The sequence below is a fragment of the Alistipes sp. CHKCI003 genome, assembly GCF_900021155.1.
Taxonomy (GTDB): domain Bacteria; phylum Bacteroidota; class Bacteroidia; order Bacteroidales; family Rikenellaceae; genus Alistipes; species Alistipes excrementavium.
Genome location: NZ_FCNT01000031.1, coordinates 1 through 21,240, shown reverse-complemented (window position 1 = coordinate 21,240; position 21,240 = coordinate 1). Strand labels below are relative to the sequence as shown.

General features: G+C 63.6%; 21 protein-coding genes. 11 read left to right on the top strand and 10 right to left on the bottom strand.

The window, feature by feature from the left end; all coding sequences use genetic code 11:
- Window positions 1–149: 149 nt before the first annotated feature.
- The 5 genes from BN3659_RS04835 to BN3659_RS04815 form a co-directional block, all read right to left on the bottom strand.
- Entirely contained in the window at window positions 150–1,112 is a 963-nt protein-coding gene (locus BN3659_RS04835) for a dihydroorotate dehydrogenase (protein ID WP_290527241.1), read from the bottom strand.
- Complete coding sequence (locus BN3659_RS04830) at window positions 1,106–1,846, bottom strand: dihydroorotate dehydrogenase electron transfer subunit (RefSeq protein ID WP_091535022.1); 741 nt, start codon at window positions 1,844–1,846, stop codon at window positions 1,106–1,108. The genes BN3659_RS04835 and BN3659_RS04830 overlap by 7 nt, the downstream gene beginning before the upstream one ends.
- A gap of 147 nt (window positions 1,847–1,993) precedes the next feature.
- The gene (carB, locus tag BN3659_RS04825) at window positions 1,994–5,176 is read right to left on the bottom strand and encodes a carbamoyl-phosphate synthase large subunit (protein WP_091535021.1); all 3,183 of its coding nucleotides are present in this window, start codon (window positions 5,174–5,176) and stop codon (window positions 1,994–1,996) included.
- Window positions 5,169–6,260, bottom strand: a complete 1,092-nt coding sequence (gene carA, locus BN3659_RS04820) for a glutamine-hydrolyzing carbamoyl-phosphate synthase small subunit (RefSeq protein WP_091535019.1) — start codon at window positions 6,258–6,260, stop codon at window positions 5,169–5,171. Before carA ends, carB begins: the two co-directional genes overlap by 8 nt.
- Complete coding sequence (locus tag BN3659_RS04815) at window positions 6,260–7,546, bottom strand: dihydroorotase (protein ID WP_091535016.1); 1,287 nt, start codon at window positions 7,544–7,546, stop codon at window positions 6,260–6,262. Before BN3659_RS04815 ends, carA begins: the two co-directional genes overlap by 1 nt.
- A 286-nt stretch (window positions 7,547–7,832) precedes the next feature.
- Between BN3659_RS04815 and zupT the strand changes: the two genes are divergently transcribed.
- Complete coding sequence (gene zupT, locus BN3659_RS04810; RefSeq protein ID WP_091535015.1) at window positions 7,833–8,633, top strand: zinc transporter ZupT; 801 nt, start codon at window positions 7,833–7,835, stop codon at window positions 8,631–8,633.
- Window positions 8,634–9,007: 374 nt separating this feature from the next.
- Window positions 9,008–9,955, top strand: coding sequence for a calcium/sodium antiporter (locus tag BN3659_RS04805; RefSeq protein WP_091535013.1), 948 nt, complete (start codon window positions 9,008–9,010; stop codon window positions 9,953–9,955).
- Here the strand turns inward: BN3659_RS04805 and mutY are convergent.
- Window positions 9,931–10,986, bottom strand: a complete 1,056-nt coding sequence (gene mutY, locus BN3659_RS04800) for an A/G-specific adenine glycosylase (protein ID WP_091535026.1) — start codon at window positions 10,984–10,986, stop codon at window positions 9,931–9,933. The two genes, BN3659_RS04805 and mutY, sit on opposite strands and share 25 nt — an antisense overlap.
- A 95-nt stretch (window positions 10,987–11,081) precedes the next feature.
- Between mutY and BN3659_RS04795 the strand changes: the two genes are divergently transcribed.
- The 5 genes from BN3659_RS04795 (at window position 11,082) to BN3659_RS04775 (ending at window position 13,919) form a co-directional block, all read left to right on the top strand.
- The gene (locus BN3659_RS04795) at window positions 11,082–11,366 is read left to right on the top strand and encodes a GNAT family N-acetyltransferase (protein WP_091535011.1); all 285 of its coding nucleotides are present in this window, start codon (window positions 11,082–11,084) and stop codon (window positions 11,364–11,366) included.
- Window positions 11,367–11,707: 341 nt separating this feature from the next.
- Window positions 11,708–12,124: a DUF2141 domain-containing protein gene (locus BN3659_RS04790; protein WP_091535009.1), complete on the top strand. Its 417-nt coding sequence runs from the start codon at window positions 11,708–11,710 to the stop codon at window positions 12,122–12,124.
- A gap of 17 nt (window positions 12,125–12,141) precedes the next feature.
- Window positions 12,142–12,861 carry a hypothetical protein gene (locus tag BN3659_RS04785; RefSeq protein WP_091535008.1) on the top strand — a complete coding sequence of 240 codons (720 nt, stop codon included), beginning with the start codon at window positions 12,142–12,144 and terminating at the stop codon, window positions 12,859–12,861.
- A 139-nt stretch (window positions 12,862–13,000) separates the two neighbouring features.
- On the top strand, window positions 13,001–13,642 hold the full coding sequence (locus tag BN3659_RS04780; protein WP_091535006.1) for a hypothetical protein: 642 nt from the start codon (window positions 13,001–13,003) through the stop codon (window positions 13,640–13,642).
- Window positions 13,635–13,919 (top strand): winged helix-turn-helix domain-containing protein, encoded by a 285-nt coding sequence (locus BN3659_RS04775; RefSeq protein WP_091535004.1) that lies wholly within the window; start codon window positions 13,635–13,637, stop codon window positions 13,917–13,919. The genes BN3659_RS04780 and BN3659_RS04775 overlap by 8 nt, the downstream gene beginning before the upstream one ends.
- 435 nt (window positions 13,920–14,354) lie before the next feature.
- Here the strand turns inward: BN3659_RS04775 and BN3659_RS13455 are convergent, their stop codons facing one another.
- From BN3659_RS13455 to BN3659_RS04765, 3 genes are read right to left on the bottom strand one after another with little or no spacing between them, the layout of a single operon-like run.
- Window positions 14,355–14,549 (bottom strand): hypothetical protein, encoded by a 195-nt coding sequence (locus tag BN3659_RS13455; RefSeq protein ID WP_224757799.1) that lies wholly within the window; start codon window positions 14,547–14,549, stop codon window positions 14,355–14,357.
- Between the two features lie 22 nt (window positions 14,550–14,571).
- Window positions 14,572–17,100, bottom strand: coding sequence for an AsmA-like C-terminal region-containing protein (locus tag BN3659_RS04770; RefSeq protein WP_224757798.1), 2,529 nt, complete (start codon window positions 17,098–17,100; stop codon window positions 14,572–14,574).
- Window positions 17,101–17,107: 7 nt separating this feature from the next.
- Window positions 17,108–17,539 carry a GNAT family N-acetyltransferase gene (locus BN3659_RS04765; protein WP_091535024.1) on the bottom strand — a complete coding sequence of 144 codons (432 nt, stop codon included), beginning with the start codon at window positions 17,537–17,539 and terminating at the stop codon, window positions 17,108–17,110.
- A 357-nt stretch (window positions 17,540–17,896) separates the two neighbouring features.
- Here BN3659_RS04765 and BN3659_RS04760 point away from each other — a divergent pair, with 357 nt between their 5' ends.
- From BN3659_RS04760 to BN3659_RS04745, 4 genes are all read left to right on the top strand, one after another.
- Complete coding sequence (locus tag BN3659_RS04760) at window positions 17,897–18,751, top strand: hypothetical protein (RefSeq protein WP_091535003.1); 855 nt, start codon at window positions 17,897–17,899, stop codon at window positions 18,749–18,751.
- A gap of 111 nt (window positions 18,752–18,862) precedes the next feature.
- Entirely contained in the window at window positions 18,863–19,537 is a 675-nt protein-coding gene (locus BN3659_RS04755; RefSeq protein WP_091535001.1) for a DNA alkylation repair protein, read from the top strand.
- A 234-nt stretch (window positions 19,538–19,771) separates the two neighbouring features.
- Entirely contained in the window at window positions 19,772–20,500 is a 729-nt protein-coding gene (locus BN3659_RS04750) for a polyprenol monophosphomannose synthase (protein ID WP_091535000.1), read from the top strand.
- Between the two features lie 17 nt (window positions 20,501–20,517).
- A complete protein-coding gene (locus tag BN3659_RS04745) occupies window positions 20,518–20,955 on the top strand; it encodes a peptidylprolyl isomerase (protein ID WP_091534998.1) in 438 nt (145 codons plus the stop codon).
- A 73-nt stretch (window positions 20,956–21,028) separates the two neighbouring features.
- Here the strand turns inward: BN3659_RS04745 and BN3659_RS13450 are convergent, their stop codons facing one another.
- A complete protein-coding gene (locus tag BN3659_RS13450) occupies window positions 21,029–21,238 on the bottom strand; it encodes a transposase (protein WP_410488791.1) in 210 nt (69 codons plus the stop codon).
- Window positions 21,239–21,240: the final 2 nt, after the last annotated feature.

Below are 21,240 nucleotides of genomic sequence, written 5' to 3'. Positions count from 1 at the left end.
TCCCCGTGCCCCCCTTTCGCGGCCGATCCCCTCCCCTTCTGCGGCCGAACCCGCTCTCCCGCCCTGCGGGCGGACCGTCCCGGCAAGTCCGGCGGCGAGAACGGCCCTGCCGGTCCGGCAGCCGAATCCGCTCCCGAAAGGTACGGATTTTATCCGACAATCCCGACGATGTCGCTCAACCGTTCGATCCCGAGCCGCTCCATCTCCGCGGGCAGCGCCTCGACGATCTCTTTCGACGCATAGGGGTTGCGCAGATTCTCGGCCCCGACCTGCACGGCCGTGGCGCCGGCCATCATCATCTCGATCACGTCGCGCGCCGACCGCACGCCGCCGCAACCCATCACGGGCACGGAGCAGGCCCGCGCGACCTCGTAGACCATCCGCACGGCCACGGGGAAAACAGCCGCGCCCGAGAAGCCCCCCATCGTGTTGGCGACCGCGGGCCTCCGCCGCCGCACGTCGATGCGCATGCCGAGCAGCGTATTGATCAGGCAGATGCCGTCGGCCCCCGCCTCTTCGCACGCACGGGCGATCGAGACGATGTCCGTAACGTTGGGCGAGAGCTTGATGTACACGGGTTTGGTCGTTACGGCCTTCACGGCGCGCGTAACCTCGGCCGCCGCCTCGGGCGACGTTCCGAACGACATGCCGCCGTGCCGCACGTTGGGGCACGAGACGTTCACCTCGATCAGTCCCACCTGCTCCTCCCGGTCGATCCGTTCGCAGCAGTAGGCGTACTCCTCGACCGAGAATCCCGAAATATTGGCGATCACGGGTTTATGGAAGAACGTTCGCAGCCGCGGCAGCTCCTCGGCGATCACCGCATCGATGCCCGGATTCTGCAATCCCACGGCATTGATCATCCCCTCGGTACACTCCGCGATGCGGGGCGTGGGGTTGCCGAAGCGCGGTTCGCGCGTGGTGCCCTTGAACGAGAAGGAACCCAGTATGTTGATGTCGTAGAACTCGCGGTACTCGCTGCCGTAGCCGAACGTCCCGCTGGCCGGGATCACCGGATTGTCCAGCACGAGGCCGCTCAGCACCACCCGCGTATCGCGCAGAGGCCGCCCCGCGGGCGTGCCGCTCTGCATCGTAAAAATCCGGTTTACCATACGATCTCCTCCTTCGTCAGCACGGGCCCCTCCTTGCAGATGCGTTTGTTCCCGTATTTGGTTTTGCACGTACAGCCCATGCAGCCGCCGAAGCCGCAGCCCATGCGCTCCTCGAAACTCAGTTGTCCGTCTGCGGCGACCGCATCGCACAGCGCCCGCAGCATCGGCAGCGGGCCGCAGGCGTAGAAGTAGTCGCAACGGAGGTCGTTCGCCTCGATGGCCGCGGTTACGAATCCCGCGGTCCCCATCGTTCCGTCGGCCGTGGCGACGAAGACCCCGGCACCCAGCGCGCGGAACTCCTCGGCGTAGAAGACCTCCGCTGCCGTGTTGAATCCCAGCACGACCGTCGTCGGCCGGCCGGCGGCGATCAGACGCTTGGCGAGGTTGTAGAGCGGCGGGACGCCCACGCCTCCGCCCACGAGAAGCGGCCGCTCCGCAGGCACGTCCGTGCGGAACCCGTTGCCGAGCCCCGTGAGCAGGTCGAGCCGCTCGCCCGGCCGCATCCGGCTCATCTGCTCCGTACCGTCGCCGACCACCTTATAGATCAGCGTCAGCGTCCGCCCGTCCCAGTCGCAGACCGAGATCGGACGCCGCAGGTAGCGCCCCGCGAGCGCCACGTTGACGAACTGTCCCGGAGCGGCGATCCACTGCGTATCGCCCGCGAGCACCATGCGGAAGACCGAAGCCGTCAGCGGCTCGTTCGAACGGATTTCGTAAATATCCTGTTTGTACATACAATCTCTGTTATACCCGATTCGGCACCGGCGATGCGGCCTGCGCCCTGCATACATCCCGACCGGACAAGCTCCCGCACGAAGCGGGTCCCGTTCGGACGAAAGACGGAAGAGCGGAACGCCCGCTCCGGAGCCGGAACTTGCTCCTTACTCCGCGTCGATGGTCGACACGCCGAAAGTGATCTCTTCGAGCACGTCGAGCAGCACTTCGACCGTTTCGAGCGCCGTGAAGACCGTTACGTTGTTCTCGACGGCCGTGCGGCGGATTTCGTATCCGTCGAGGCGGGTGTTGTGCTGGTTGATGTCGATCGTATTCACGACGTAGCTCACATGCCCCTGCCGCAGCGCGTCGATGATCTCCGAGCTGCCTTCGCTCAGCTTGCGCCGCGTGCGGGTGCGGATGCCGTGCCCGCGCAGGAACTCCGCCGTGCCGGTCGTCGCTTCGATGTTGAACCCGAGGTCGTAGAAGCGGCGCACGAGCGGCAGGGCGGTCTGCTTGTCGGAGTCGGCGATCGTTACGAAGATCGTCCCGTAGTTGCAAACGTTCATGCCCGTGGCCTGCAATGCCTTGTAGAGCGCGCGGGTGAGTTTGTCGTCGTAACCGATTGCCTCGCCCGTGGACTTCATCTCGGGCGAGAGGTAGGAGTCCATGCCGCGGATCTTGGCGAACGAGAAAGCCGGCGCCTTGACGTACCAGCGCTTCTTCTCCCGGCCGCACACCTCCGTGATGCCCTGCTCGCGCAGGCTGCGGCCCAGAATCACCTGCGTGGCGATGTGCGCCATCTGCACGCCCGTGGATTTCGACAGGAACGGCACCGTGCGCGACGAACGGGGATTGACCTCGATCACATAAACCTCGTCGTCGCCCGCGACGATGAACTGTATGTTGTAGAGTCCGACGATGCCGATCCGCAGCCCCAGCCGCACCGTGTAGTCGACGATCTTCTCCTTCGCTTTCTCGCTCACGCTGAAGGTCGGGTAGACGCTGATCGAGTCGCCCGAGTGGATGCCCGTGCGCTCGACATGCTCCATGATGCCCGGGATGAAAACGTCCCGCCCGTCGCAGATGGCATCCACCTCCAGCTCCTTGCCCATGATGTAGCGGTCGACCAGCACGGGAGAATCTTCATTGACCTCGACGGCCGTTTGCAGGTAGTGGCGCAGACGCTCCTCGTTCGAGACGATCTGCATCGCGCGGCCGCCCAGCACATAGCTCGGACGAACCAGCACCGGATAGCCGATGCGGGCCGCCGCACGCACGCCCGACTCGATGTCCGTAACGGCTTCGGCCTCGGGCTGGGGGATGCCCAGCTCCTCCATGATCCGTTCGAAACAGCCGCGGTCCTCGGCATTGCGGATCGCATCGCAGCCCGTGCCGACGATCGGGACGCCCAGCGCCGCGAGCGGCTCGGCCAGATTGATGGCCGTCTGTCCGCCGAGCGAGACGACGATCGCCTCGGGTTTTTCGAGGCGGATGACGTTCATCACATCCTCCACCGTCAGCGGTTCGAAGTAGAGTTTGTCGCTGGTGGTGTAGTCCGTGGAGACGGTCTCGGGGTTGTTGTTGACGATGATCGCCTCGTAACCCGCCTCGCGGATCGACCAGATGGCGTGGACGGTCGAATAGTCGAACTCGACGCCCTGACCGATGCGGATCGGACCCGAGCCGAGCACGACGATCTTCTTTCTGCCGCTCACCACCGACTCGTTCTCCTGCTCGTAGGTCGAGTAGAAATAAGGCACGTAGGAGGCGAACTCGCTGGCGCAGGTGTCGATCATCTTGTAGACGGGGAAGATGCCGTGGCGTTCGCGCAGGCGGTACATTTCGCTCTGCGAGAGGCCCCACAACAACCCGATATACTTGTCGCTGAAACCCATGCGCTTGGCATCGCGGAGCGTCTCCGCGTCCATCGGATGCTCGCGCACCGTGCGTTCGAATTCGACGATGTTCTTGAACTTTTCGAGGAAGAAGAGGTCGATCTTCGTGTTGTTGTAGATCAGCGAGAGGTCCGTCCCCATGCGGATGAGCTGCGCCACGGCATAGAGGCGGTCGTCCGTACCGTCCTTGATGTAGGTCAGCAGCCGGTCTTCGGACCAGTCGTCGAACTTCTTGTGCCAGATGTGGCAGACGCCCGTTTCGAGCGAGCGCACGGCCTTCAGCAGCGATTCTTCCATCGTGCGGCCCACGGCCATCACCTCGCCCGTGGCCTTCATCTGCGTGCCGAGCTTGTTCGAAGCGTCGCTGAACTTGTCGAAGGGGAAGCGGGCGATCTTCGTTACCACGTAGTCGAGCGTCGGCTCGAACGCCGCAGGCGTATTGGCGATGCGGATCTCGTCGAGCGTCAGCCCCACGGCGATCTTGGCGCTCACGCGGGCGATCGGATAGCCGCTGGCCTTCGAGGCGAGGGCCGACGAACGCGACACGCGGGGGTTGACCTCGATCAGATAGTATTTGAACGAGAGAGGGTCCAGCGCGAACTGCACGTTGCAGCCTCCCTCGATCTTCAGCGCGCGGATGATCCTGAGCGCCGAGTCGCGCAACATCTGATACTCGCGGTTGGTGAGCGTCTGGCTCGGGGCCACCACGATCGAATCGCCCGTGTGCACGCCCACGGGGTCGATGTTCTCCATGTTGCAGATGGCGATGGCCGTGTCGTTGCGGTCGCGGATCACCTCGTACTCGATCTCCTTGTATCCCTTGATGCTCTTCTCCACGAGCACCTGATGCACGGGCGAGAGGAAGAGCGCGTTGCGCATGATCTCGCGGAACTCCGCCTCGTCGTCGGCGAAGCCGCCGCCCGTGCCGCCCAGCGTGAAGGCCGGACGCAGCACTACGGGATAGCCGATCCGCTCCGCCGCCGCGAGCCCCTCTTCCATCGAGCCGGCGATCTCGGACGGCAGCACCGGCTCGCCGAGCGACTGGCACAGCTCCTTGAAGAGTTCGCGGTCCTCGGCCCGTTCGATGCTGTCGAACGACGTGCCGAGAATCTCGACCTGACACTCTTCGAGGATGCCCTTCCGGGCGAGCTGCACGGCGAGGTTCAGCCCCGTCTGGCCGCCCAGCCCGGGCACGATGGCGTCGGGCCGCTCGTAGCGGATGATCTTGGCGACGTATTCGAGCGTCAGCGGCTCCATGTAGACCTTGTCGGCGATGTGCGTGTCGGTCATGATCGTCGCGGGATTCGAGTTCACGAGCACGACCTCGTACCCCTCCTCCTTGAGCGCGAGGCACGCCTGCGTGCCCGCATAGTCGAATTCGGCGGCCTGACCGATCACGATCGGACCCGAGCCGATGACCATCACTTTGTTGATATCCGTTCTCTTAGGCATTTCTGTGCTCCTCCATCATTTGTATGAACTTGTCGAAAAGATAGGCGCTGTCCTGCGGACCCGGGGCGCTCTCGGGGTGGTACTGCACCGAGAAGAGCCGGTCCTCGGGGCACTCCATGCCCTCGACCGTATCGTCCAGCAGATTGACGTGCGTCAGCCGCAGACCGGTACCTCCGAGCGACTGCCGATCGACGGCATAGCTGTGGTTCTGGCTCGTGATCTCGATCCGGCCCGTTTCGAGACACTTCACGGGGTGGTTGCCGCCGCGGTGGCCGAACTTCATCTTGAAGGTCCGGGCCCCGTAGGCGAGCGCGATCATCTGGTGTCCGAGGCAGATGCCGAACATGGGCACCCGCCCGCGGAGCGCGCGCACCTTCTCCACCACGGGCGCCACGTCCGCCGGATCGCCCGGGCCGTTCGAGAGGAACACGCCGTCGGGGCGGAACGCCAGCAGCTCCTCGACCGAGATGTCGTAGGGCACGACCGTTACGTTGCACCCCTTTTCGTTGAGTTTGCGGATGATGTTGTATTTGATGCCGCAGTCGATGGCCACCACGTCGTAACGGTGGTTGGCCGTGCGGGAAAACCAACGTTTCTTGCAGCTCACGCGCCGCACCATGTCGTGCGGCAGTTCGTAGGCGCGAAGCCGTGCGAGCGCCTCGGCCGCAGGGGTCGCGGACGAGGCAATCATCACCTTCTGACTCCCTTCGTCGCGGATGATGCGCACCAGACGGCGCGTGTCGATCCCCCAGATGGCGGGAATGCCGTGCTCCTCGAACACCTCGGCGAGCGTCTTGGTGTAGCGGAAATTCGACGGCGTATCGTTGTACTCGCGCACGATCATGCCGCCGATGGTCGGGAACTTCGTTTCGTAGTCCTCCTCGGCGGTACCGTAGTTGCCGATCAGCGGATAGGTCATCACCACCATCTGATCCGTGTAGGAGGGGTCCGACAGAATTTCCTGATAGCCCACCATCGAGGTGTTGAAGACGATCTCGTTGACGGCTTCCCGGTCGGCACCGAATCCGTAGCCGTAGAACTCCTCGCCGTTTTCAAGAACGATTTTCTTGGTAAATGGTTTCATTATTGTCTGTTTGGTTTTCTGTTCAATCCGTCGTAAGCCCAACGGCCTCCGACCACCGTCAGCACCGTCCGGCCCCGCACCCGCCACCCGGCGAACGGGGTAGCCCGGCCCTTCGAGAGGAATGTTCCGGGGTCCACGTCGTACTCCGCCCCGAGATCGAGCACCGTGAAATCGGCCGGCTGCCCCGCCTCGATCCGTCCGCCGCCGAGGCCGAACAGACGGCGCGGATTCTCCGACATGAGCTCCATGAGCCGTGCGAAGGGGATCACGCCTCCGAGCACCAAATATTCATACATCAGTCCGAATGCGCACTCCAGCCCCACGATCCCCATGGCGCTGCCGGCCAGTCCGCGCGACTTCTCGGCAGCGGTGTGGGGCGCGTGATCGGTGGCCAGCACCTCGATCGTCCCGTCCTGAATGCCCGCGATGAGCGCCGCACGGTCCTCGGCGCTGCGCAGCGGGGGGTTCATCTTGAAACGCCCGTCCTCGCGGAGATCGGTCTCGTCGAGCAGCAGATAGTGGGGCGCCGTCTCGCAGCTCACGGCCAGACCGCGGGCCTTCGCCTCACGCACCAGCGCCACGCTCTCCCGGGTCGAGACGTGGCAGACATGATACCGGCAGCCGGTCTTTCCGGCCAGCTCGATGTCGCGCTCCACCTGCGTCCACTCGCTCTCGGAGCAGATGCCCCTGTGTCCGTGCGCACGGCAGTAGGCGCCGTCGTGGATGTAGCCGCCGCGCAGCAGATCGTCCGCCTCGCAGTGGGCCACGACGGGCCGCCCCGCGGCCGCCGCACGCCGCATCGCCTCTTCCATCAACTCCGCCGACTGCACGCCGCGTCCGTCGTCCGAGAAGCCGACCACCCCGGGCGCCAGCGCCGCGAAGTCGACCAGCTCGCCGCGTCCCTTCTGCCCCATCGTGATGCAGCCGTAGGGGATCACGCGCACCGCAGCGTCGCGGCGGATCGCCTCCAGCTGCACGGCCAGATGCTCCGGCGTATCGGGCGCCGGCATCAGATTGGGCATCGAACAGATCGTGGTATAGCCGCCGTGCGCGGCAGCGGCGGTACCCGTGGCGACGGTCTCCTTGTACTCGAATCCGGGTTCGCGCAGATGCACATGCACGTCCACCAGTCCGGGGACGATGCACAGCCCGCGCAGATCAATGCTTTCGGCACCGCCGTCCGCCGCCTCGCCGACGGCGACGATCCGTCCGTCCGCGACCGTTACGTCGGCCTCGCCGAAGCGCCCCGAGCGCCACACCTTTGCATTCCGGTAAATCGTTTTCATCGCACGCAATCGCATAAAAAAATAGGGCAGCCGGAACAGCTACCCTAAATAAAACAAAACCTCCGGAGACCCCAAACGGTGATAACCCGCACGGTTATCCTGCCAGAACATCTGCGATGCCGCTGTGTTGGGTTCGGTTTTCATGGTCGTGGGTTTCCGGATTTACTCCAATCGGGTACAAAGGTAGGCAAAAAATTCGCAATCCGCAATCGGCCCGCACAATTTTTCGGCCGGAAGGCGGAATTCGGCGGCGGAATGCTATCTTTGCATGCAGAACACTCCGCCCATGGAACATTCGCTGCTCATCCCGCTGCTGCTTACGCTCGGTGCCGGTCTGGCGACCGGCATCGGCAGCGCCATCGCCTTCTTCGCCCGCCACACCAACAAACGGCTGCTCTCGTTCTCGCTCGGCCTGTCGGGCGGCGTGATGATCTACGTCTCGTTCGCCGAGCTGCTGCGCGAGGCGGAAACGACGCTCGCCGACGCATGGGGCCCCCGCATGGGGCAGGCTCTCGCGGTCGCGGCCTTCTTCGGAGGCATCCTGCTCATCGGCATCATCGACCGGCTGGTTCCCTCGTTCGAGAACCCCCACGAAGCGCGCGCCGTGGAGGACATGGAGCGACATCCGCGCGACCCGAAGCTCATGCGCATGGGGATGCTCACCGCGCTGGCGATCGGCATCCACAACTTTCCGGAGGGCATCGCCACCTTCACCACGGCCGTCGAAAACCAGACGCTCGGCATAGCCATCGCCGTCGCGGTGGCGATCCACAACATACCGGAGGGCATCGCCGTCTCGATCCCGATCTTCTACGCCACGGGCAATCGGCTGAAAGCCTTCCGGCTCTCGCTGCTCTCGGGTCTGGCCGAGCCGGTGGGCGCTCTGCTGGCATGGCTTGTGCTGATGCCCTTCATGTCGGCGACGCTCATGGGCTGCGTGCTGGCGGGCGTAGCGGGAATCATGGTCTTCATCTCGATCGACGAACTGCTCCCCGCGGCCCGCGAATACGGCGAAGCGCACATCGCCCTCTACGGCGTCGTGGCCGGCATGGCGGTCATGGCGCTCAGCCTGCTCCTGTTGGCTTAGGCCGACCGGCGCGCCGCGCCGGAAACTTCGGACGCCGCACTCCGCTCCGGATCGCCCGCATGCCCCATCCGCGGCTGCAATTCCGCCCGACACCCCGCCGCTCGCCGGCACGCGGATGCGGACGGCGGCAGGTCGGCCGACGGCGAGAGCGAGATTCGCGCAGGCTCCGGCCGCAGCGGCGGCCCGTCCCCACGTCGCCTTCCCTCCTCGGGGGAAGGGACGCATACCCCCGCGCAGCCTCGCCGAAACGGAGCGGACGACCCGAACAGCCGGCCCCGTCCGGCCGTTCTCCACGAAAGTCCGGATCGCATCCGGAATGCCGAAAACGCCGACACGAAAAACATACGACCACACAACTCGTACTCGAAAAAGAGATGGACATTCTTCTGCTTCTCGCCGGTCTCGGACTGATCCTCGGCGGCGCCAACTTCCTCACGGACGGCGCGGCGGCCGTCGCACAGCGCCTCCGCATGCCGGAGTTCGTCGTCGGTCTCACCGTCGTCGCCGTCGGCACCTCGACGCCCGAACTGGCCGTCTCGGTCCTCTCGGCCATTGCGCACAACAGCGACATGGCCGTGGGCAACGTCGTCGGCTCGAACCTCTTCAACGTCTTCGTCATCCTCGGCATCTGCGCCCTCATCGCTCCGGTCGCCCTCACCTCGGGCAACATCCGGCGCGACATTCCGATCGGACTGGGCGTCTCCGTGCTGCTGTTCCTCCTCGCTTCCGACCGGCTGCTGCACCTCGGCGCCACCGACCGCATCGGACGCGCCGAAGGCATCGGGATGCTGCTGCTCTACGCCGCGATCCTGTGGTACACCGTCCGCACCACGCCGCGGCCCGCACACGCCGAGACTCCCGGGCGGAAACAGCAGGCACCGTGGCTCTCGGTCGTATTCATCCTCGGCGGCCTCGCGGCCCTCGTCGGCGGCGGCGAACTGTTCCTCAAAAGCGCCGTCTCCATCGCGCGGCATCTCGGCGTCAGCGAGTCGGCGATCGCCATCACGCTCGTCGCGGGCGGCACGTCGCTGCCCGAGCTGGCTTCGTCGATCATCTCGGTGGTCAAGCGACGGCCCGAGCTCGCGCTGGGCAACGTCATCGGCTCGAACATCGCCAACATACTCCTCATACTCGGTGCCAGCGCCACGATCCATCCCCTCACGATGGGCGGCATCACGACCCGGGACCTCCTCATGGTCGTCCTCTCGTCGCTGCTGCTCTTCGTCGCGGCCTTCACCTTCCGACGACGGAGCATCGACCGGTGGGAAGGGGCGATCTTTCTGGCGATCTACATCGCCTACATCTCCTCTCTGCTGAGATAATTTTCCAGAAGCCGCGGCATTGCATAGTCGCCGAGCGCACGTTCCGCGATCCGGAGACACCCCGGCATGCGGAGCGGGGCGGAGGCACCGACTTCGATCCGGTGGAACACGGCATGGATACGCTGATGCGACAACCGGTGCTCCGGCAGCGCGACCGAACGGACCAGCCGCCACGGCACGCCGCCCAACGCCGCACGGAACTCCTCCGCGTCGGCGACCCGCAGAAAATCGGTCTCCTCCGGCATCTCGACGAGCGGAAACTCGTACAACCCCTGCCAGATGTCGCGCCCCTCGCGCCGGCGCACGAAGGTATCGCCCCCGCAGACGACGTGCAGATAGTGGAACCAGCGGGGCCGCACGGCCGTGCGGCCCCGCTTCACGGGCCGCTCGCCGACCGTCCCGGCCGCCAGCGCAAGACACCGCGCCGCCAGCGGACAGTTGTCGCAGCGGGGTGCGGCCGGCGTGCATTGCAACGCCCCGAAATCCATGACCGCCTGATTGTAACGTCCGGCTCGGCGCGTGTCGAGCTGCGCGGCGGCCAGTTCGGCGAAGAGCCTGCGGCCGGCCGTCGTGTCGATCGGCTCGGCGATGTCGAACAGGCGGGCGAGCACGCGGTAGACATTGCCGTCCACCGCAGCCACGGGTTCGTCGTATGCCGCAGAGCAGATCGCCGCCGCAGTATACTCCCCCACTCCCCGCAGCGACCGCACGTCGGCATACGCACGCGGGAACACTCCGCCGGACTCCGCGACGATCTGCCGTGCGGCCGCATGCAGATTGCGGGCACGGCTGTAATAACCGAGCCCCTGCCAGAGCTTCATCACCTCGTCCTGCCCGGCGGCGGCGAGCGACCGCACGTCGGGGAAACGCTCCGCGAAACGCAGGTAATAGTCCCGGCCCTGCGCGACGCGGGTCTGCTGGAGAATCACCTCCGAAAGCCAGACGAGGTAGGGATCGCGCGTGCGGCGCCACGGCAGGTCGCGCCCGCAGCGGGCGTACCAATCGAGCAATATGGGTGCGATGTCGGACATTTCGGCGGCAAATTTAACCATTCCGTGCCGATATTCGCCGTTTCGGAACTATCTTTGAAAGACAAAACCGACGAAACGTTAAAAACCTTACGGCCATGCAGAAACACAAGCTGACGGACAATACCGTCGAAAAACGTTACGAATTCGACCTGAACGGCGAAACCGCCGCGATCGAATACATCAGGGAGTCGGACGTCATCACGCTGACCCACACCTTCGTCCCGGAGACACATCAGGGACAGGGCATCGCCGCCGAGCTGACCGAAGCGGTGCTGACGGATGCACGCAAAAAGGGGCTGCGCGTCATCCCCCGCTGCAGTTACGTCGCCCAGTACATTTTCAGCCATCCCGAATGGGAGGAGATCGTATTCAGGGGCTAAACGGCACAGCGAACGCCGCACTACGCACAACGCGAGGGACGGCTCCGGGAGCCGTCCCTCTTCCCCCCGTTCTCGCCCACCCCGCCGCTCCGGTTCCTCGTCGCTTCACGCGGCCGCGGCGCCTTGCCCCGGTCCGTCTCCACCCATTACCGCCCGACGCTCACCGCAGCACGGACCGGTAAAACGGATGCCCTGCTTCCCAGAAATATTTTCGGCGGCAAATTTGGTTTATATCGTAAACTTGTTTATATTTGCAACAACGAAACCCGATGTCATCGGATCCGACACGACGTTTCAATCTACGTTACGAACCTATTTACGAATAAAAAAGAACAATTGTCATGAAACGAATCGAATGTTTATTGACGTCCTTCGCCGTTCTCATTCTTTGCGGTTCCACGCTAAGGGCGCAACCGAAGAGAGAGATCATCTTGCAAGTAACCGACATTCCCTCTCAAACCGGACGAATTTTAGCAACCGTCGGCCACGGCGAATACTACGGCTGGGCGGACGCCGCCGACTTTCCGGTTGAAATCAAACTCGAGAACGTCTCCAATGGAACGTATGAAATCTACGTTTTCCACGATGCCAACGGCAACTGGGAATTGGATAAAGAAAACGGCGTTCCGACAGAGCGTTGCGCCATGCGGAAGATCGAGGTAACGGATAGCGTCCGAACGTTTTCCGTGGCATTGGTCGATATAAAAGACAGGATTAAAACGCAGCACAAACGACAAGAACAACAACTCCGGCCCTAACCTTAAAACCGACGCTTATGAAACGAATCGAAACCGACGGGCGGAACCGTTCGCGGACCGCTTCACCGAACGCACCGCACCCGCTGCAAGACAAAGCACTCGACGCGCACGAAAGCATGGAACTGATCGCACGCATGATCCGCAATACGCGCCGCCGTATGGAACGCGACACGGGGCGCCCATTCCTCATCTGGGGCTACACGACCGTGGGCATCTCGCTGCTGAACTACGGGTTCAACGAGGCCGGCTTCGCTCCGGCGTGGAGCTTTACGTGGTTTCTGATCCCCGTCATCGGATACCTGCTCACGAGGCTGTTCCCGCAAAGGAAAAGCACGGATCCCCGCACCGACATCGACCGCATCGTCGGCAAGGTCTGGGCCGTGTGTACGTTGTCGCTGATTCCGATCTTTCTGCTCTGTCTCCTCCACGGCCTCTCCTACCGCCCGAGCCTCTTCGCACTCATCACGCTCGTCATGGCGGTCGCAACGGCTCTCACGGGAACGATCGTCCGGTCGCGGATCTACTGCGTCGCAGGCTTTGCAGGCATGGGGCTCTCCACGGCATTCGCCTTCTACGATTTCTGGCTGAAAAGGGCAGCGGCCGCAGGTAGCGTCGTGGATGCGCATCTGTTGAACGCGGAAATTCTTATCTTTGCCGCGATCTTCGCCGCGATGATGATCGTCCCGGGACATATCCTCAACAGCAAGTCCGGCCGCAGACAGGATTGCATCGAATGATCTGTTCAAAGTTTGCATAACGAACCTCCATACGAAGTTCTGCCGGATGGAATTCCGCCGCCGGAAAAACGGCCCCATAACGCTTTCGGGCTATCAGCGGTCATCGGCAAACCCGAACCAGCCAACAAATGAAATGACTATGAAAAAAAACGAATCTTCCGATGATCTGCGTCTGCCGGACGAAGAACGGCTGGAGCGAATCGCACAGGCGTTCGACGCACAACGCCGACAACTCAATTTCGTCCACAGCAATCTCTTTTTCGCCGCTGGCTGGATCTCACTCCTCACATTGACAGCGCAGTTCATGCTCGACACGCTGCTTGGAGCGGCATGGTTGTGGTACCTGCTCTGGTTACCTGCCGGAATAGCCGGCGTAGCCCTGTTGCTGATCCGGCGAGACAAGCACCGCACCGTAACGCTCACAGACCGCTCGCTCCTGAATGTCTGGCTGTTCGCCATCGGCGTTACGGGCTACACCGCATTCTACCTCGACGGGCGGCTGCCCATCGCGGGATTCCTGACCATCGGCATGGCAATCGCCGTCGCTTTCACTTCCGAACTATTCCGGCGAAACGGCCCCAATAAATCGAATCAGGGCGGCTCACTCGTCGTACTGCAAATGGCGTCCGTCGCAGGAGCGTTCCTCGCGGCTTGGATTTTCCGCGCGGCGCTCGACGGCCAGACCCTAATGCAATTTCTGCTCACCTTCGCGGCCGTCGCCCTTCAGCTCTTGGGAACTGGCGTCGTACTGCGTTATCACGAACGCCGAAAACATGTTTAGAGAACTCGATCCACTGCTGCACTCCGAGCTCCGGCTCGCGGTAATGTCGATCCTCGTCGGGGTCGAAAGCGCCGACTTCGTCTATCTGCGCGAGGAGACGGGAGCCACGGCCGGCAACCTCAGCGTGCAGATCGACAAATTGCGGAAAGCGGGCTACATCTCCGTCGAGAAAAGTTTCCGCGGCAAAATGCCCTGTACCGTCTGCCGCATCACGGAACAGGGCATGGACGCCTTCGAGGCTTATGTCGCAGCATTGCAGACCTACATAAAAAAATAGCCGCACCCTGCGGATCCGGCGGGTATGAATGGACCCGCCGGATCCGCAGGCGGATGCAAGACCGACGAAACCGGACGCAGGTTCCACCCGTGCGGGAGCGCCGGCGCAAAATCGAAACTCGTCCGCATCCACGCCCCGGGCAACGCAGGCAGCGAACCGCTGTCTCCGCCTGTCGCAGCGCATGCTCCCGGCAAACGGCCCTCTGCACCGCTCTCCGTGTCGCTCACGCAATCCGTTGCCACGATCCGAAGGGCCGGAACTCCGCCGCACCGACCGCTTCCCTCCGGAAGAGCATACGGAAAATCCCCGCCCGTTCCCGTGCTTCAAAGCTACGTATTGTCAGTCCGGAAAAACCCCACAATAAGCAGCACCAATAGAAAAAAAGCTGTCCAAGACCTGTCAGACAGCTTTTATAACAATAGACACACCGGTCTTCTACTGCCGGTCTCCGGTCATCGCGGCGGCGCGCGCTTCGGCCTCCGCCGCAAGTTTCGCGGCCTGCTCCTGCGCCGCCTCCGCCAGTTTGTCCCCCGCTTTTTCGGCCGCGGCCTTAGCCAGCTGATTCCGGGCCCCGGCCACGAGTTCGTCCCGCTGTTCTTCGGCCGCCTTCACGCAGCGTGCCGCCGGCACGCTGCACCTCGTCGCGCAGCATCTACGCCCGATGCTCCGCCTCGGCGGAGCGTTTCCCCCTCTGCTCCCCGACGGCCGCGCCGATCTTCCGACGCTGTTCGTCGACCTCCGCTTCGAACGGAGCGCTGCCCGTGAGTTTCCGCACCTGCTCGTTCACGAGGTTTTTCAACGCATCGACCGCCGCCTCTTTCACGCCCAGCGTGATCTTCGGATCGGAGAACGTACCGCCGATCCCGACGTCGAGCGTCGTGAGCACCCCGCCCGCAGCCCCTTCGGGCAGCGAGACGCGCGCTTTGTAGTCGATCGTCCGGTCCGGACCGGTCGTACCCGACAAACGGACCGCCGCTCCTGCGATCCGCAGGTCGAAAGGTTCGGTGGTTATACGGCCGTCGGCGATCGTGAAGCGGATCGCCACATCCCGGGCTTCGATCTGCCGGAGAGGTTCGTACCTCAACGCATCGGCCAGCTTGGAGAAAGCCTCGATCCGACGGATGCGAACATCCTGCGAAGCGATCGTCCCCGCGGCATTCAGCGTCTTCAGTTCGGGCGTCATCGACGCATCGAGGCGCGCAGCGAGATCGAGCCGCATCGAATACGAGCCTCCGGTCTTCGCGAACAGGGGCACGAGCCGCTGCACGACCTCCAGCTCCTCGAAAGTCCGCTCGAACGAAGCCTTCGCCACGTCGAGCCCGAGACGCAACTCGGGACGCTGCGCATCGGCGACAGTCGAATAGCAGCCCGAAGCGTTCACCCGGCCGCCGAACGCCTCCATCGCCAGCCCGTCGAGCAACACGGCGCCGTCCGCGACCCGCACGCCTCCGGACAGGTTCGTGATCCGCATCTTCCGGAACAGTACCTCGTGCAGTTCGGCCGAGAGCGCGAGATCGAGATTCGCAGGGATCACGGGCGCATGCGCCGCGGTATCGGCCGCCGCGGACACGGCCGGCTGCTGCACCCCCTCCCGCTGCTGCGAGGCGGGCACGGAGGAGAGCAGTTCGTTCAGATCGAGCCGGTCCGATTCGACATAGAGACGGCCCGACAGTTTCGATCCGCGCAACAGATAGCCGATGTATCCGGTCAGGCGTCCGTTGGCCGCAAGATCGCTCCGGCCCGCCGCGAGGTCCAGTTCGCCGAGCGTCATCGCCGCGGGCGAGACGGTCGCCGCAGCCCGCCGGACATGCACGTCGGGCCATCCGTCCATCCGCGCGAGCAAGTCTTCGACGACGAACGTACCCGACGCCTCGACCGATTCGTAACGTTCGCGCTCAATATCGGACATCCGGCCCGCGGCCCGCAGATCGGCTGTAACGATGCCGCTGAACGCCTCGCCGTCCCGGAGCGGATAGACTTCGCGGATGCCGCCCAGATCGGCCCGCCCCGAAACGGCCGCATCGAAATGCGGGTCGGAGAAAAGATGCGAGGCGGCGAACGAAGCGCGGACCGTGTTTCCGTCCATCGTCAGCGTCAGCAGAGGCATCTCGACCTTCGTATCGTCGATCGTGCCGCCTGCGTTCGAAACGCGGGCATCGACCGCGATGTCCGTAACGGCCTTGGGCAGCGAAACATATCGGAAAGCCCCCTCCCGCACGCCGAGCTTCACCTCGAAAGCGGGCACTTCGCCGCCCGCAAGCCGTCCCTTCGCCCACGCCGCGAGCGACAGTTCGCCCGAGGCGGAGAGGCTGCGGAAATCGCGCGTGTAGAAGGCCGGGATCATCGAAAGAATATCCTTGAACTGCACTTTGCGGCACTCCGCCGCGAGGTCCACCGCCACAGCCCCCGGCTCCGCAAGATCGACTCGCCCGCCGAGCGAAAGTTCGACGGCGTTCAGACGCAGCGTATTCTGCGCGAACACAAATCGCCTCTGTTCCAGATCGGCCGACAATACGGCATCCAGCTCGCCCTCGGCATCCGCGAGCAGCACCGCATCGCCCGAGACCAGACGCATCCGTCCGGCCTCAAGACGCAGCGACAGATCGGTTTGCGCGGCGGACAGGTCGCCCCGAAGCCGCAGCGACAGGGGCGATGCGGAGAAACGCATCCGCGTCGAGTCGTCCTCGTAGCGAAGCACGGCCCCGTCGATCCGCACGTCGCGCACCGCGAGGCGGAACGACGAAGGCCCGGAAGGCTCTGCCGCCCTCTCCGCATCGGACTGCACGGGCTTCATCACGTCCCAGTTCACGGTACCGTCGGCCAGCTTGCGGGCATGCACCGCCGGACGGACCGCGATCACCTTCGTTACCTCGATCCCCTCGTCGCCGAAGAGCGACAGCAGGTTCACCACTACCGAGATGCGGTCGGCCGCCGCGATCGTGTCGCCGGCGAAAGGCGCCCCGCCCGCGAGCGTCAACCCCCGCACATCGAGCGAGGCATGGGGGAAATGACGCAGCAGGCTGACGTCGAGCTTCTCGAAGCCGAGCCGCACACGCAGCCTCGCAGCGGCCTCGCGCTTCACGATGTCGCCTATCTTCCCCTCGAATACCAGCGGCAGCACGGACGCCGCGGACAGCAAAACCGCCAGCGTTATGGCAAAAATTTTCGACAATTTTTTCATGATTCCGTTATTTTCCCGGTTTCGATCGGAACACCGTCGTATCGTACGTTTCGAAACCGGCTTTGCGGTAAAGCGCATGGGCCGCCCGGCGTGCGGGATTCGAAGTCAGCATCACGCACGCGGCCCCGATGCGCGAAGCGTGCCGGAGCGCCTCTTCGACGAGCGCCCGTCCGGCTCCGCGGCCGCGCGCGGCGGCGTCGACCACCACATCCTCGATCCACGCCTTGCGGCCCGACGGCACATCGTACCACGCCAACGACAGCACGCCGACGATTCCGTCCTCCGTTTCGGCGCAGAACAGCGCCGTCGCAGACGAAGCGACGATGCGCCGCAACGCCTCTGCGGAGGGAACTCCGAGCGAGGCGGAGAGCTGGGGCATGAGCCGCGCGAAGGCCGCACAGAGCCGCGCATCGGCTTCGGATACTCGATAGACTTTCATCGCATTGTTTTTACCGTTACGCAAAGTTACGCAAAAAGCACGAATTACGGCCATATTTTTCCGTGCGAAACGCCCGTCCGTCCGCAGATTCTTTGCGGAGTCTCCGGGGACCGGCTTGGCGACACACCCCGTCCGCGTTTCGGTCGTTCGCGGCGGACACGGCCCGTCGGCCGCACCGCATCCGCCGGCGGCATCCGTGCTCCACCCGAAGCGTCCGCCCGACGAAGTTCCGGCACGGCCGCCGGCGCATCCCGCCGCTTTCACGGTCCGAGCCGCAAGAAACTCCGGAAAAAAACGTATTTTTGCACCGCAGCGGACCGGGCACCTTCCGTTGCACGACGATTTGGATAAAAATTTATGAAAATACACACGATTCCGCTGGCACTGCTGCTGCTCGCAGCCTGCAACATCGACCGTACGGAGACGGCGGAGCTCCCCGATCCCGACTTCGCCGCTGTCTTGGAGTACACTCCGGCACCCGGACAATACGTCAACGATGCCCGCGAAGCCGGATTCGGCGGCGAGCATACCCCCGAGGCCGCCCGCGCCTATGCCGAACGACGTCTGCGCGCAAGGCGGTACGTCTCGCTCGGTGCATGGGGAGGTTCGCTGGTCGCCGCATTCGCACAGCCCGTGCGGAACGACGGCGGCTACAACCTGCTCATCGAAGGCAATTCGTTCGCCACCTCGTCGGAGCCCGGAATCGTTTGGGTCATGCGGGACGAAAACGGCAACGGCAAACCGGACGACACATGGTACGAGCTCAAAGGCAGCGAAGAGGCGAATGCCGTGCGCGGCTACGAAGTAACCTATTACCGCCCCGCCGCCGACTCGGACCCGGTGGCATGGAGCGACAACCGCGGCGGCAGCGGGACCGTGGACCGCACGAAGGAGCATCCGCAGTCCTACTGGCCCGCATGGATCGAAGGCGACAGCTGCACGCTCGGCGGGACGCTGCTGCCGAAAAACGTGGAACCCTCCGACGACCGCTGGATTCCGCAACCGTTCGCATGGGGCTATGCGGACAACTACGCCTCCGAAGGACGCAACCTCTTCCGTATCGGCGACGCCGTCGACGCGCAGGGCGAGCCCGTGTCGCTGCCGAGCATCGACTTCGTGAAGATTCAGACCGGCGTGCAGGACAAAGGACTGCAAATCGGCGAGGTGTCGACCGAAATTACGGCCATACGCAACTACAACCTCCTGAAATAGACCGAAAGAGATAACGGCTCCGGTCTCCGCCGCCGCACGGCGGCCCGGCGGCGGCCTCTGCAAAATAGCGCGGAGCGCATCCGCCTCCGCACCGAAATCACCGCACGGAAAATGACACTGCGCGAACAACTGCTCGAAATGGCCGAACCGGCCTACCGCGACTTCACGATGCCGCTGATGCCCGGCGTGGAACATGTGATCGGCATCCGCGTTCCGAAACTGCGCCTTCTCGCACGCGAAATAGTGCGGGGCGACTGGCGTTCGTATCTCGACACGGCCGAAGACCTCTATTTCGAGGAGCGGCTGCTGCAAGGGCTCGTGATCGGCCTTGCGAAATGCGATCCGGCGGAGAAGCTGCGCCGCGTGGCGCGGTTCGTTCCCAAGATCGACAACTGGGCCCTGTGCGATCTATTCTGCTGGCGGCTCAAAGCCGCCGAACGGGAGCCGATGTGGCGATTCATACGGCCCTATTTCCGCTCCGGGCACGAATTCGAACTCCGCTTCGCGGCGGCGATGGGGCTGAGCAACTTCGTCGACGCGGAACACCTCGATGCGCTGCTGGCGCATCTCGACGCCTGCCGCCACGAAGGCTATTACGCCCGCATGGGCGTGGCGTGGGCTCTGTCGGTCTGCTACGTCAAATTCCCGGAGCGCACGGCGGAGTATCTGCACCGTTCGTCGCTCGACGACTGGACCTACGACAAAGCGCTGCAAAAGATCGTCGAATCGCGGCGCGTTTCGGCCGACGACAAAACCATGATCCGCTCCCTGAAACGGCGAAGGTAGCGGAGCCATACCGGCGACACGGCCCTGCTCCGCAGAGCCTCTCCGTCCGCCGCCTGAGGACCGCCCCGCGCAAGTTGCTCCGGAGCGCTGTCCGCCGAGGCCGAAAAGACGGACAAGGCCGTAACGAGAAGAGCAGCCGTGAGCGGGGAAAGCCGAGCGACACGGCGGCTGGCCGGCAGCGAATCCGACGGCGGAATTGCAGATAAACGTTTTTTTTCTATCTTTGCCTCAGCAATGCGCAAGCTCGTCATCATCCCCACCTACAACGAACGCGAAAACATCGCGCCGATGATCTCGCACGTCCTGTCGCTCGAAGGGGCATACGATCTGCTGGTCATCGACGACGGCTCGCCCGACGGCACGGCCGCGGTCGTGCGCGAACGGCAGGCCGCACGGGACGGCGGCCGCCTCCATCTGATCGAACGCAGCGGCAAGCTGGGGCTCGGCACGGCCTACCTCGCAGGCTTCCGCTGGGCGCTGGAACGGGACTACGACCTCGTTTTCGAAATGGACTGCGACTTCTCGCACGATCCAGCGGACCTCGCACGTCTGACGGCCGAAGCCGCGAAGGGGGCCGACGTCGCGGTCGGTTCGCGCTATGTCCGCGGTGGCCGGGTGGTCAACTGGCCCGCATCGCGTCTTCTGATCTCCTACGGTGCGTCGCTCTATGTGCGGGCCGCGACGCGGATGCCCGTACACGACGCCACGGCCGGATTCGTCTGCTACTCGCGCCGGACGCTCGAAACCCTCGATCTGGACGGCGTGCGGATGAAAGGCTACGGATTTCAGATCGAAATGAAATACACGGCATGGCGGCTCGGAATGAAGATCGCGGAGGTGCCGATCGTCTTCACCGAGCGGCGCCTCGGCGTCTCGAAGATGAGCGGCGGCATATTCGGCGAAGCCTTCTTCGGGGTGCTGAAGCTCCCCTTCCGGCGCTTCCGGCGCAAAAACGACCGATGACAAAATCGTTCCACACTATGAAATATGCACTGATCTCGACCGAAAAGGGCGACCTGAAAGCGGAACTTTACGAAAAAGAGACGCCCCTCACGGTCGCCAATTTCGTGAAACTGGCGCAACAGCGCTTTTACGACGGACTGACGTTCCACCGCGTCATTCCCGATTTCGTCGTTCAGGGCGGCTGCCCCGCAGGCGACGGGACGGGCGGCCCGGGCTACACCATCCCGTGCGAAACCTCGGCACCGCGCCAGCGCCACGACCGCGGCGTACTCTCGATGGCCCACCGCGGCAAGGACACGGGCGGCTCCCAATTCTTCATCTGCCTGAACCGCGAACACACGCAACACCTCGACGGCGTGCACACCTGCTTCGGCCGCGTGGTCGAAGGCATCGAGGTGATCGACGACATCCGTCCGGGCGACCTGATTCTCTCGGTCCGCATCGCCGAGGAGTAATCCGCCCCGGTTTTCCCGAAGGGGGCTGTCTAACAATAAAATTTTAGTCAGCCCCTTTTGGTTTTTTCAGAGTTCATGCCGCAGTCATGAGATTTTGGTTAAGCGATAAAATGCGTTCCTTCGATGTGCGTTTATGTTCACAATGAGCATATCCATCAAATAAATCACCTTTTAATGTTATTAGCTTTCGTAAGTTGTGTGCGAGTGCTACGAGGCCGAATTCGACGTTTACTTTCTGTAATGACCTGAGGTGGAATCTCCGGAATATATGATTGGCTTTTATCT

Excerpts from the sequence above, each read along its gene's own strand:
- carA (WP_091535019.1), bottom strand. The coding sequence starts at position 6,260 with ATGAAACCATTTACCAAGAAAATCGTTCTTGAAAACGGCGAGGAGTTC.
- BN3659_RS04760 (WP_091535003.1), top strand. The coding sequence starts at position 17,897 with ATGAAAATACACACGATTCCGCTGGCACTGCTGCTGCTCGCAGCCTGC.
- mutY (WP_091535026.1), bottom strand. The coding sequence starts at position 10,986 with ATGTCCGACATCGCACCCATATTGCTCGATTGGTACGCCCGCTGCGGG.
- BN3659_RS04785 (WP_091535008.1), top strand. The coding sequence starts at position 12,142 with ATGAAACGAATCGAAACCGACGGGCGGAACCGTTCGCGGACCGCTTCA.
- BN3659_RS04835 (WP_290527241.1), bottom strand. The coding sequence starts at position 1,112 with ATGGTAAACCGGATTTTTACGATGCAGAGCGGCACGCCCGCGGGGCGG.
- BN3659_RS04805 (WP_091535013.1), top strand. The coding sequence starts at position 9,008 with ATGGACATTCTTCTGCTTCTCGCCGGTCTCGGACTGATCCTCGGCGGC.
- carB (WP_091535021.1), bottom strand. The coding sequence starts at position 5,176 with ATGCCTAAGAGAACGGATATCAACAAAGTGATGGTCATCGGCTCGGGT.
- BN3659_RS04795 (WP_091535011.1), top strand. The coding sequence starts at position 11,082 with ATGCAGAAACACAAGCTGACGGACAATACCGTCGAAAAACGTTACGAA.
- BN3659_RS04750 (WP_091535000.1), top strand. The coding sequence starts at position 19,772 with ATGCGCAAGCTCGTCATCATCCCCACCTACAACGAACGCGAAAACATC.
- BN3659_RS04755 (WP_091535001.1), top strand. The coding sequence starts at position 18,863 with ATGACACTGCGCGAACAACTGCTCGAAATGGCCGAACCGGCCTACCGC.
- BN3659_RS04770 (WP_224757798.1), bottom strand. The coding sequence starts at position 17,100 with ATGAAAAAATTGTCGAAAATTTTTGCCATAACGCTGGCGGTTTTGCTG.
- BN3659_RS04790 (WP_091535009.1), top strand. The coding sequence starts at position 11,708 with ATGAAACGAATCGAATGTTTATTGACGTCCTTCGCCGTTCTCATTCTT.
- BN3659_RS04765 (WP_091535024.1), bottom strand. The coding sequence starts at position 17,539 with ATGAAAGTCTATCGAGTATCCGAAGCCGATGCGCGGCTCTGTGCGGCC.
- BN3659_RS04815 (WP_091535016.1), bottom strand. The coding sequence starts at position 7,546 with ATGAAAACGATTTACCGGAATGCAAAGGTGTGGCGCTCGGGGCGCTTC.
- BN3659_RS04775 (WP_091535004.1), top strand. The coding sequence starts at position 13,635 with ATGTTTAGAGAACTCGATCCACTGCTGCACTCCGAGCTCCGGCTCGCG.
- zupT (WP_091535015.1), top strand. The coding sequence starts at position 7,833 with ATGGAACATTCGCTGCTCATCCCGCTGCTGCTTACGCTCGGTGCCGGT.
- BN3659_RS04830 (WP_091535022.1), bottom strand. The coding sequence starts at position 1,846 with ATGTACAAACAGGATATTTACGAAATCCGTTCGAACGAGCCGCTGACG.
- BN3659_RS04780 (WP_091535006.1), top strand. The coding sequence starts at position 13,001 with ATGAAAAAAAACGAATCTTCCGATGATCTGCGTCTGCCGGACGAAGAA.
- BN3659_RS04745 (WP_091534998.1), top strand. The coding sequence starts at position 20,518 with ATGAAATATGCACTGATCTCGACCGAAAAGGGCGACCTGAAAGCGGAA.